At 45.7% G+C, this 9,920-nt stretch carries 22 protein-coding genes; all 22 read left to right on the top strand.

The window, feature by feature from the left end; genetic code table 11:
- On the top strand, window positions 1-217 hold a 217-nt coding region (locus L4D74_RS23320), incomplete at its 5' end, for an EF-Tu C-terminal domain-related protein (RefSeq protein ID WP_489686470.1).
- A 535-nt stretch (window positions 218-752) separates the two neighbouring features.
- Window positions 753-1,064 (top strand): 30S ribosomal protein S10, encoded by a 312-nt coding sequence (rpsJ, locus tag L4D74_RS23315; RefSeq protein WP_005417222.1) that lies wholly within the window; start codon window positions 753-755, stop codon window positions 1,062-1,064.
- Window positions 1,065-1,078: 14 nt separating this feature from the next.
- Complete coding sequence (gene rplC / locus L4D74_RS23310; protein WP_265677357.1) at window positions 1,079-1,708, top strand: 50S ribosomal protein L3; 630 nt, start codon at window positions 1,079-1,081, stop codon at window positions 1,706-1,708.
- A gap of 16 nt (window positions 1,709-1,724) precedes the next feature.
- Window positions 1,725-2,327, top strand: coding sequence for a 50S ribosomal protein L4 (gene rplD / locus L4D74_RS23305; RefSeq protein WP_265677358.1), 603 nt, complete (start codon window positions 1,725-1,727; stop codon window positions 2,325-2,327).
- Entirely contained in the window at window positions 2,324-2,626 is a 303-nt protein-coding gene (rplW, locus tag L4D74_RS23300; RefSeq protein ID WP_031495626.1) for a 50S ribosomal protein L23, read from the top strand. Before rplD ends, rplW begins: the two co-directional genes overlap by 4 nt.
- Before the next feature lie 15 nt (window positions 2,627-2,641).
- The gene (rplB, locus tag L4D74_RS23295) at window positions 2,642-3,466 is read left to right on the top strand and encodes a 50S ribosomal protein L2 (RefSeq protein ID WP_102471341.1); all 825 of its coding nucleotides are present in this window, start codon (window positions 2,642-2,644) and stop codon (window positions 3,464-3,466) included.
- 19 nt (window positions 3,467-3,485) lie between these two features.
- Window positions 3,486-3,764 carry a 30S ribosomal protein S19 gene (gene rpsS, locus L4D74_RS23290; RefSeq protein ID WP_102471340.1) on the top strand — a complete coding sequence of 93 codons (279 nt, stop codon included), beginning with the start codon at window positions 3,486-3,488 and terminating at the stop codon, window positions 3,762-3,764.
- A 9-nt stretch (window positions 3,765-3,773) separates the two neighbouring features.
- Complete coding sequence (gene rplV, locus L4D74_RS23285; RefSeq protein ID WP_102471339.1) at window positions 3,774-4,106, top strand: 50S ribosomal protein L22; 333 nt, start codon at window positions 3,774-3,776, stop codon at window positions 4,104-4,106.
- 17 nt (window positions 4,107-4,123) lie between these two features.
- Complete coding sequence (gene rpsC, locus L4D74_RS23280) at window positions 4,124-4,822, top strand: 30S ribosomal protein S3 (RefSeq protein ID WP_265677359.1); 699 nt, start codon at window positions 4,124-4,126, stop codon at window positions 4,820-4,822.
- 11 nt (window positions 4,823-4,833) lie between these two features.
- Entirely contained in the window at window positions 4,834-5,244 is a 411-nt protein-coding gene (gene rplP, locus L4D74_RS23275; RefSeq protein WP_265677360.1) for a 50S ribosomal protein L16, read from the top strand.
- The gene (gene rpmC / locus L4D74_RS23270) at window positions 5,244-5,435 is read left to right on the top strand and encodes a 50S ribosomal protein L29 (RefSeq protein WP_102471336.1); all 192 of its coding nucleotides are present in this window, start codon (window positions 5,244-5,246) and stop codon (window positions 5,433-5,435) included. The genes rplP and rpmC overlap by 1 nt, the downstream gene beginning before the upstream one ends.
- Complete coding sequence (gene rpsQ / locus L4D74_RS23265; RefSeq protein WP_265677362.1) at window positions 5,435-5,689, top strand: 30S ribosomal protein S17; 255 nt, start codon at window positions 5,435-5,437, stop codon at window positions 5,687-5,689. Before rpmC ends, rpsQ begins: the two co-directional genes overlap by 1 nt.
- A gap of 160 nt (window positions 5,690-5,849) precedes the next feature.
- A complete protein-coding gene (gene rplN / locus L4D74_RS23260) occupies window positions 5,850-6,221 on the top strand; it encodes a 50S ribosomal protein L14 (RefSeq protein WP_017036074.1) in 372 nt (123 codons plus the stop codon).
- A gap of 11 nt (window positions 6,222-6,232) precedes the next feature.
- Window positions 6,233-6,550 carry a 50S ribosomal protein L24 gene (gene rplX, locus L4D74_RS23255; RefSeq protein ID WP_006075571.1) on the top strand — a complete coding sequence of 106 codons (318 nt, stop codon included), beginning with the start codon at window positions 6,233-6,235 and terminating at the stop codon, window positions 6,548-6,550.
- Between the two features lie 24 nt (window positions 6,551-6,574).
- Window positions 6,575-7,114 carry a 50S ribosomal protein L5 gene (rplE, locus tag L4D74_RS23250; RefSeq protein ID WP_250619391.1) on the top strand — a complete coding sequence of 180 codons (540 nt, stop codon included), beginning with the start codon at window positions 6,575-6,577 and terminating at the stop codon, window positions 7,112-7,114.
- A 17-nt stretch (window positions 7,115-7,131) separates the two neighbouring features.
- On the top strand, window positions 7,132-7,437 hold the full coding sequence (gene rpsN, locus L4D74_RS23245; protein WP_265677363.1) for a 30S ribosomal protein S14: 306 nt from the start codon (window positions 7,132-7,134) through the stop codon (window positions 7,435-7,437).
- Between the two features lie 29 nt (window positions 7,438-7,466).
- Window positions 7,467-7,859, top strand: a complete 393-nt coding sequence (rpsH, locus tag L4D74_RS23240) for a 30S ribosomal protein S8 (RefSeq protein ID WP_265677364.1) — start codon at window positions 7,467-7,469, stop codon at window positions 7,857-7,859.
- Window positions 7,860-7,871: 12 nt separating this feature from the next.
- Window positions 7,872-8,405, top strand: a complete 534-nt coding sequence (rplF, locus tag L4D74_RS23235) for a 50S ribosomal protein L6 (RefSeq protein WP_265677365.1) — start codon at window positions 7,872-7,874, stop codon at window positions 8,403-8,405.
- 9 nt (window positions 8,406-8,414) lie between these two features.
- Window positions 8,415-8,768, top strand: a complete 354-nt coding sequence (gene rplR / locus L4D74_RS23230; RefSeq protein WP_250619389.1) for a 50S ribosomal protein L18 — start codon at window positions 8,415-8,417, stop codon at window positions 8,766-8,768.
- Window positions 8,769-8,782: 14 nt separating this feature from the next.
- Complete coding sequence (rpsE, locus tag L4D74_RS23225; protein WP_265677366.1) at window positions 8,783-9,283, top strand: 30S ribosomal protein S5; 501 nt, start codon at window positions 8,783-8,785, stop codon at window positions 9,281-9,283.
- A 5-nt stretch (window positions 9,284-9,288) separates the two neighbouring features.
- Entirely contained in the window at window positions 9,289-9,468 is a 180-nt protein-coding gene (gene rpmD / locus L4D74_RS23220; protein WP_102471327.1) for a 50S ribosomal protein L30, read from the top strand.
- A gap of 5 nt (window positions 9,469-9,473) precedes the next feature.
- Window positions 9,474-9,908, top strand: a complete 435-nt coding sequence (gene rplO, locus L4D74_RS23215) for a 50S ribosomal protein L15 (RefSeq protein ID WP_102471326.1) — start codon at window positions 9,474-9,476, stop codon at window positions 9,906-9,908.
- Window positions 9,909-9,920: the final 12 nt, after the last annotated feature.

Here is a 9,920-nt window from a genome sequence, read left to right as displayed (position 1 = left end):
CTTCAAAGGCTACCGTCCACAGTTCTACTTCCGTACAACTGACGTAACTGGTGATATCTCTCTACCAGAAGGCGTAGAAATGGTAATGCCTGGCGACAACATCCAAATGGTTGTTGAGCTAATCGCTCCAATCGCAATGGACGAAGGTCTACGTTTCGCTATCCGTGAAGGTGGCCGTACAGTAGGCGCTGGTGTTGTTGCTAAGATCTTTGCTTAATTTTTAGCAAAATCTTGCGAATACCGCACTAAAAAAGGGGAGCTTAGGCTCCTCTTTTTATTGGCCTATTGTCGTATGTCGTCATTTTCTTCTGTTCCTTTCGGCTCTATGTTATTGAATGAATAGCCTAATTTATTCATTTATCAATCCATCAGACTCTGTTTTGGTTTTCTTTATCCACACCCAAACAACCACCCATTGATTAATTTCCCTTCACCTATTGCAACTCCTAACTTGTTCTGTATAATAGCGCGCTCTGGCCTAGCCAGTTGTGAACCAATGAGCACTGAGGAGTAAACGCCTACTCACGTAGATGTTTAGTAACGTAGACTCAGCTTATGTTCGCAGTTAATACAATTAACCCTTATGTTTTAGCGTTTACACACTAAAACAGATTTAGGTTAATCGAAAATTAGCTGACAATGCATTCAATTAGAATGCTACGGTTTCACATAAATCAATCGACATTCTCTCGCCTTAGCGAGTATGAGTGGCGATATTGTTTGTGTAATAATTAATTTTGGAGCTCTGTCTCATGCAGAACCAACGTATTCGTATCCGCCTAAAGGCTTTTGATTACAAGCTAATCGATCAGTCTACTGCGGAAATCGTTGAAACAGCTAAGCGTACCGGCGCACAGGTTCGTGGTCCTATTCCACTTCCTACTCGTAAAGAGCGTTTCACTGTTCTTACCTCTCCACACGTCAACAAAGATGCACGTGATCAGTACGAAATTCGTACTCACAAGCGTTTGATCGACATCGTTGAGCCAACAGATAAAACTGTTGATGCTCTAATGCGTCTTGATCTTGCTGCTGGCGTTGATGTTCAAATCAGCCTAGGTTAAGGGAGATAAGAATAATGATTGGTCTAGTCGGACGTAAAGTGGGTATGACCCGCGTATTTACCGAAGAAGGCGTTTCTATCCCTGTAACAGTTGTTGAGGTTGAAGCGAACCGTGTAACTCAAGTTAAATCACTTGAGACTGACGGTTATGCAGCAATCCAAATCACTGCAGGTGAGAAGAAAGCTAGCCGTGTTTCTAAGCCAGAAGCTGGCCACTTTGCGAAAGCAGGTGTTGAAGCAGGTCGCGGTCTTTGGGAATTCCGTTTGGAAAACGGCGAAGAGTTTGAACTTGGCGCTGAGCTAAATGTAGAACTATTCAACGACGTTAAAAAAGTAGACGTTACTGGTACATCTAAAGGTAAAGGCTTCCAAGGCGCTGTTAAGCGTTGGAACTTCTCTACTCAAGATATGACTCACGGTAACTCCTTGTCTCACCGTGCACCGGGTTCAATTGGTCAATGCCAAACTCCAGGTCGCGTATTTAAAGGCAAGAAAATGGCAGGTCACATGGGTGCTGAGCGTGTAACGACTCAAAACCTAGAGATCGTACGTGTTGACGCTGAGCGCGGTTTGCTCCTTATTAAAGGTGCAGTACCAGGCTCAACAGGCGGCAACGTGATCGTTAAACCAGCTATTAAAGCATAACGTCTAGGAGTAAGTAATGGAATTGATGGTTAAAGGTGCTGATGCACTAACTGTTTCCGAGACTACTTTCGGACGTGACTTCAACGAAGCTCTTGTACACCAAGTAGTTGTTGCTTATGCAGCAGGTGCTCGTCAAGGTACTCGTGCTCAAAAGACTCGTTCTGAAGTATCTGGCGGTGGCGCTAAGCCATGGCGTCAAAAAGGTACTGGCCGCGCGCGTGCTGGTACAATTCGTAGCCCAATCTGGCGTACAGGTGGTGTTACTTTTGCTGCGAAACCACAAGATCACAGCCAAAAAGTAAACAAAAAAATGTACCGCGGTGCTATGAAAAGCATTCTTTCTGAGCTTGTTCGTCAAGAGCGTCTAGTTGTTGTAGACAACTTCTCAGTTGAAGCACCAAAAACAAAAGAGCTAATTGCTAAGCTTAATGAACTTGAGCTTTCGGACGTTCTTATTGTGACTAGCGAAGTAGATGAGAATCTATTCTTAGCTGCTCGTAACCTTTACAAAGTTGATGCTCGTGACGTTGCTGCGATTGATCCAGTAAGTCTAATCGGCTTCAACAAGGTTCTAATGACTGCTGACGCAGTTAAGCAAGTTGAGGAGATGCTAGCATGATCACTGAAGAGCGTATCCTAAAAGTTCTACGTGCTCCGCACATTTCTGAGAAAGCAACTATGGCTGCAGAGAAAGCGAACACTATCGTTTTCAAAGTAGCAAAAGATGCAACGAAGAAAGAGATCAAAGCAGCTGTTGAAAAGCTATTTGAAGTTGAAGTTAAGTCTGTAAATACTCTTATTCTTAAGGGTAAGACTAAACGCCAAGGTCTACGCCAAGGTCGCCGCAGCGACGTTAAGAAAGCGTATGTTACTTTGGCTGAAGGTCAAGACCTTGACTTTGTTGGCGGCGCGGAATAACAGGAGTAGTTAAGAATGGCTATTGTTAAATGTAAGCCGACTTCCCCTGGTCGTCGTCACGTTGTTAAAGTTGTTAACACTGACCTGCACAAGGGTAAGCCATACGCACCACTTCTAGAGAAAAACTCTAAGAACGGTGGTCGTAACAACAACGGTCGTATCACAGTACGTCACATCGGTGGTGGTCACAAACATCACTACCGTTTGATTGACTTCAAACGTACTAAAGATGGCATCCCAGCGAAAGTTGAGCGCCTAGAATACGATCCAAACCGTAGCGCAAACATTGCTCTAGTTCTGTACGCAGACGGTGAGCGCCGCTACATTATCGCACCAAAGGGCATCCAAGCGGGTGACTCTATCCAGTCAGGTGTTGATGCGCCAATCAAAGCAGGTAACACTCTGCCGATGCGTAACATCCCTGTAGGTTCTACAGTTCACTGTGTTGAGCTGAAGCCTGGTAAAGGTGCACAAATTGCTCGTTCTGCAGGTGCATACGCACAACTTATCGCTCGCGATGGTGCATATGTAACTCTACGCCTACGTTCAGGTGAAATGCGCAAAGTATTATCAGAAGGCCGTGCTACGCTCGGTGAAGTTGGTAATGCAGAGCACATGCTACGTGAACTAGGTAAAGCTGGTGCTAGCCGCTGGCGCGGTGTTCGTCCAACCGTTCGCGGTGTGGTAATGAACCCGGTAGACCACCCACACGGTGGTGGTGAAGGTCGTACTTCTGGTGGCCGTCATCCAGTATCTCCTTGGGGTCAGCCTACTAAAGGCTTTAAGACTCGTAAGAACAAGCGCACTGACAAGTACATCGTACGTCGTCGTAATAAATAATCTATAAAGAGGAATCGCCATGCCACGTTCTCTCAAGAAAGGTCCTTTTATTGACCTACACTTGCTGAAGAAGGTAGAGAAAGCGGTGGAAAGCGGAGACAAAAAGCCTGTTAAGACTTGGTCCCGTCGCTCAATGATCATACCTACTATGATCGGTTTGACCATCGCTGTCCATAATGGTCGTCAGCACGTACCAGTTTTCGTTACCGAAGAAATGATCGGTCACAAACTGGGTGAATTTGCACCAACTCGCACTTATCGCGGCCATGCTGCAGATAAGAAAGCTAAGAAGAAATAGGAGTAGATGATGGAAGCTATCGCTAAACATAACTTTGCTCGTATTTCTCCACAGAAAGCTCGCTTAGTTGCAGACCAAATCCGCGGTAAAAACGTGGATCAAGCGCTAGAACTACTTACTTTCAGCAACAAAAAAGCTGCTGAATTGATCAAGAAAGTTCTAGAATCAGCAATCGCGAATGCGGAACATAACGAAGGTGCAGATATCGACGATCTTAATGTCGCTAAAATCTTCGTAGATGAAGGCCCTATCATGAAGCGTATTATGCCTCGTGCTAAAGGCCGTGCCGACCGTATCTTGAAGCGTTCAAGCCACATCACTGTTGTTGTAGCAGATCGCTAAAAGCTAGGAGATAAGCAATGGGTCAGAAAGTACATCCAAATGGTATTCGTCTTGGCATCGTTAAGCCTTGGAATGCTACATGGTTTGCTAATACCAAAGATTTCGCTGACAACCTAGACGGCGACTTCAAGGTACGTCAGTTTCTTACTAAGGAACTAGCAAAAGCGTCTCTATCACGCATCGTTATCGAGCGTCCAGCGAAGAGCATCCGTGTGACTATTCACACTGCTCGTCCTGGTGTTGTTATCGGTAAGAAAGGTGAAGACGTTGAGAAGCTACGCACAGCTGTAGCTAAAATCGCAGGTGTACCAGCGCAAATTAACATCGCTGAAGTACGTAAGCCTGAGCTAGACGGCAAGTTAGTTGCTGATAGCATCGCGTCTCAACTAGAGCGTCGTGTTATGTTCCGTCGTGCTATGAAGCGCGCGGTTCAGAATGCTATGCGTCTAGGCGCTAAAGGTATCAAAGTGGAAGTAAGCGGTCGTCTAGGCGGCGCTGAAATTGCACGTTCTGAGTGGTATCGTGAAGGTCGTGTACCTCTACATACTCTACGTGCTGACATTGATTACGCAACTTCTTCGGCTCACACCCAATACGGTGTGATCGGCATTAAAGTTTGGATCTTCAAAGGTGAGATTCTAGGCGGAATGCCAGCTGCTAACGCAGTAGAGCCGAAAGGCGATAAGCCTAAGAAGCAGCGTAAAGGCCGTAAGTAAGGAGTCGACAGATGCTACAACCTAAACGTACTAAGTTCCGTAAGGTTCAGACTGGTCGTAACCGTGGTCTAGCTAAAGGTACTGATGTAAGCTTCGGCGAATTCGGTCTTAAAGCTGTTGGCCGTGGTCGTTTGACTGCTCGTCAAATCGAAGCGGCACGTCGTGCGATGACACGTCACGTGAAGCGTCAAGGTCAAATCTGGATCCGTGTGTTCCCAGATAAGCCAATCACAGAAAAACCACTTGAAGTTCGTCAAGGTAAGGGTAAAGGTAACGTTGAGTACTGGGTAGCCCAAATCCAACCTGGAAAGGTTATGTACGAAATGGACGGTGTACCTGAAGAGTTGGCACGTGAAGCGTTCCGCCTAGCGGCTCGCAAACTGCCGTTCAAAACTACATTTGTAACTAAGCAGGTGATGTGATGAAAGCACAAGATCTACGCGAAAAAAGCGTTGAAGAGCTTAACGCCGAGCTATTGAATTTGCTACGTGAACAGTTTAACTTGCGCATGCAAGGTGCAACTGGTCAACTTCAGCAAACTCATACTCTTAAAGCTGTACGCCGTGATATCGCACGTGTGAAAACTGTTTTGACTGAGAAGGCAGGCGCATAATGAGCGACAAAATTCGTACCCAACTAGGTCGTGTAATTAGCAACAAGGCTGATAAGTCTATTGTTGTTGCAATCGAACGCATGGTTAAACACCCAATTTACGGTAAATTCGTAAAGCGTACGACTAAACTACACGCACATGACGAAAACAACGAGTGTGGCATTGGCGACACTGTTGAAGTTCGTGAATGTCGTCCACTGTCTAAGATGAAGTCTTGGACATTGGTAAACATCGTAGAAAAAGCGAAATCTTAATTAAGAATTCTGCTTAAAAATCAAGCGGCTCCGATTTAATTTGGGGGCCGCTTATTTTTTGTCTACCCAATCTCAAAAAAGGGTGGTATAGTTCGCATCCCTTTAAAGAGGCAGCCCGACCCGAGAGGGTCTAGTTTTTAATATTTAGCGGAGCACTAACATGATCCAAATGCAAAGTACACTCGACGCTGCGGATAACTCCGGCGCTCGTAGAGTAATGTGTATTAAGGTTCTGGGTGGCTCTCACCGCCGTTATGCACACATCGGTGATGTCATCAAGGTTACTGTGAAAGAAGCAATTCCTCGCGGTAAAGTAAAAAAAGGTGATGTCCTGAAGGCGGTGGTAGTTCGCACCCGTAAAGGCGTACGTCGTCCAGATGGCTCTGTCATTCGCTTCGACCGCAACGCTTGTGTATTGTTGAACGACACTACTGAGCAACCAGTCGGCACACGTATCTTTGGTCCAGTGACTCGTGAACTTCGTAATGCGAAATTCATGAAGATTGTTTCACTAGCACCAGAAGTTCTGTAAGGAGCGGCAACATGGCAGCTAAAATCCGTCGTAACGACGAAGTAATCGTTCTTGCTGGTAAAGATAAAGGCAAGAAAGGTAAAGTAACTAAGGTTCTAGCGACCGGTAAAGTTATCGTTGAAGGCATTAACCTTGTTAAGAAGCACCAAAAGCCGGTTCCGGCTCTAGGTCAACAAGGTGGCATCGTTGAACAAGAAGCAGCTATTGATGCTTCTAACGTTGCAGTTTTCAACGCGGCTACTGGTAAAGCAGACCGCATCGGTTTCCGTATCGAAGATGGCAAGAAAGTTCGTTTCTTCAAATCTAACGGCGAAACTGTTTCTAACTAATTAGAAGTAATTTGGAGTTCTACTATGGCGAAACTGCATGATTACTACAAGTCGTCTGTAGTTGCTGAACTGACCAAAGAGTTCAGCTACTCAAGCGTCATGCAAGTCCCTAGGATTGAGAAAATCACCCTAAACATGGGCGTTGGTGAAGCAATCAACGATAAGAAACTGCTAGAAAACGCAGCAGCTGATATGGCAACGATCTCTGGTCAAAAGCCACTTATCACTAAAGCGCGTAAATCTGTTGCAGGTTTCAAAATTCGTGAAGGCTACCCAATTGGTTGTAAAGTAACCTTGCGTGGCGAACGTATGTGGGAATTTTTAGAGCGTTTAATCTCTATCGCACTTCCACGTGTACGTGACTTCCGTGGCGTTAGCGCTAAGTCTTTTGACGGACGCGGTAACTACAGCATGGGCGTTCGCGAGCAAATCATCTTCCCGGAAATCGACTACGATAAAGTAGACCGTGTTCGTGGCCTAGACATCACTATTACGACGTCTGCTGCAAACGATGAGGAAGGCCGAGCTCTGCTGGCTGCCTTTAACTTCCCATTCCGTAAGTAAGGTGAAGGGTTACTGTTATGGCTAAACAATCAATGAAAGCGCGCGAAGTAAAACGCGCGAAGCTAGTAGCTAAGTTCGCAGAAAAGCGTTCTGCGCTAAAAGCTATCATTAGCGATGTTAACGCATCAGAAGAAGATCGTTGGAATGCGGTTCTTAAACTGCAATCTCTTCCACGTGATTCAAGTGCATCACGTCAGCGCAACCGTTGCAACCAAACTGGTCGTCCACACGGTTTCCTACGTAAGTTCGGTCTCAGCCGTATTAAAGTTCGCGAAGCTTGCATGAAAGGCGAGATTCCTGGACTTCGTAAGGCTAGCTGGTAATTGCCACTTAATCATTTGGAGTAAATCATATGAGCATGCAAGATCCGATTTCGGATATGCTGACCCGTATTCGTAACGGTCAGGCAGCAAATAAAGTTGCTGTTAAAATGCCTTCTTCAAAGCTTAAAGTTGCAATTGCTGCTTTGCTAAAAGCTGAAGGTTATATTACAGATTTCGCTGTTGAAGGCGAAACAAAACCTGAGCTAGAAGTTACACTTAAGTACTTCCAAGCTAAACCTGTAATCGAGCAAATCAAACGTGTATCTCGTCCTGGTCTTCGTGTTTACAAGAAGAACAACGAGCTACCATCTGTAATGGGTGGTTTGGGTATTGCTGTCGTATCTACTTCCAAGGGTCTGATGTCAGACCGTGCTGCTCGTAAAGCATGCCTTGGCGGTGAAATCATCTGTTACGTAGCTTAATAGGAGTAGACTATGTCTCGTGTTGCTAAAGCACCTGTCGCTATTCCAGCTGGCGTAGAGGTGAAACTAAACGGCCAAGAAGTTACTGTAAAAGGTAGCAAAGGTGAACTTACTCGCGTTCTTAACAGCGCAGTAGTTGTTGCACAGGAAGAGAACAACCTAACTTTCGGACCGAAAGAAGGTGTTGCTAACGCTTGGGCACAAGCAGGTACTGCTCGTGCACTAGTTAACAACATGGTTGTTGGTGTTACCGAAGGCTTTACTAAGAAACTGACTCTTAAGGGTGTTGGTTACCGTGCTGCTATTAAAGGCAACGCTGTAGGCCTAACTCTAGGTTTCTCTCACCCAGTTGAGCACGAGTTGCCAGCGGGTATTAAAGCCGAGTGTCCTAGCCAAACTGAGATCATCATTACTGGTTGCGATAAGCAATTAGTAGGTCAAGTTGCAGCTGACATTCGTTCTTACCGTGAGCCTGAGCCTTATAAAGGCAAAGGTGTTCGTTACGCAGATGAAAATGTGCGTACCAAAGAAGCTAAGAAAAAGTAAGGTAACACTATGGATAAGAAAGCATCTCGCATCCGTCGTGCTACACGTGCGCGTCGTAAGATTGCAGAACTGGGTGCAACTCGCCTAGTTGTACACCGTACTCCACGTCATGTGTACGCTCAGGTTATCGCATCAAACGGCTCTGAGGTCATCGCTTCCGCTTCTACTGTAGAAAAAGCGATCCGTGAGCAAGTTAAGAACACTGGTAACATCGAAGCAGCTCAAGCAATTGGTAAAGCAATTGCAGAACGCGCTCTTGAAAAAGGCGTTTCTACAGTTGCATTCGATCGCTCTGGTTTCCAATACCACGGTCGAGTAGCGGCGCTAGCAGAATCTGCTCGCGAAGCTGGTCTGAAATTCTAAGGTAGGGTTGGACGATGGCAAAAGAACAACAACAAGCTAGTGATTTGCAAGAAAAGCTAATCGCTGTTAACCGCGTTTCTAAGACGGTTAAGGGTGGTCGAATCATGAGCTTCACTGCACTAACAGTAGTTGGTGACGGTAACGGTCGTGTAGGTTTCGGTTACGGTAAAGCCCGTGAAGTACCTGCTGCGATTCAAAAAGCAATGGAAAAAGCACGTCGTAACATGGTTACGATTTCGCTTAACGAAGGCACTCTTCACCACGCGGTGAAAGGTCGTCATTCGGGCTCTAAGATCTACATGCAGCCAGCTGCAGAAGGTACTGGTATCATCGCCGGCGGTGCGATGCGTGCAGTACTTGAAGTTGTAGGTGTTCACAACGTATTAGCGAAAGCTTACGGTTCAACTAACCCAATCAACGTTGTTCGCGCAACGATTGCTGGTCTAGTAGACGTTAAGTCACCAGAAATGGTAGCTGCTAAGCGTGGTCTAACTGTTGAATCGATTTCGGAGTAAGAACCATGGCTAATACTATTAAAGTGACTCAAACTAAGAGTTCAATCGGTCGTCTACCTAAGCACAAAGCGTGTCTTAAAGGTTTAGGCCTTCGTAAAATCAACCATACAGTAGAACTTGAAGATACTCCGTGTGTACGCGGTATGATCAACAAGGTTTACTACATGGTTAAAGTTGAGGAGTAATCAGAATGCGTTTGAATACTCTATCACCGGCTGCGGGTTCTAAGCCTTCTAAGAAGCGCGTAGGCCGTGGTATCGGTTCTGGCCTTGGTAAAACAGCAGGTCGTGGTCATAAAGGCCAAAAATCACGCTCTGGCGGCAGTGTTCGTCCAGGCTTTGAAGGCGGTCAAATGCCTTTGAAACAGCGTCTACCTAAATTCGGTTTCACTTCTCGTAAGAGCCTAGTGTCTGCTGAAGTTCGTCTAGCTGAGCTAGCGAAAGTAACAGGTGACGTTGTTGATCTAAACAGTCTTAAAGCGGCTAACGTTATCACTAAGAACATCGAATTTGTAAAAGTTGTTCTTTCAGGTGAACTAACGAAAGCTGTGACTGTTAAAGGTCTACGCGTGACTAAAGGTGCTAAAGCTGCAATCGAAGCTGCAGGCGGTAAAATCGAGGAATAATCTCGAGGGATG

The sequence above is a fragment of the Vibrio cionasavignyae genome (assembly GCF_050337155.1).
GTDB lineage: Bacteria > Pseudomonadota > Gammaproteobacteria > Enterobacterales > Vibrionaceae > Vibrio > Vibrio nomapromontoriensis.
Note: the sequence above shows the minus strand (reverse complement) of the source record. Positions and strands in the feature narration are given on the sequence as shown.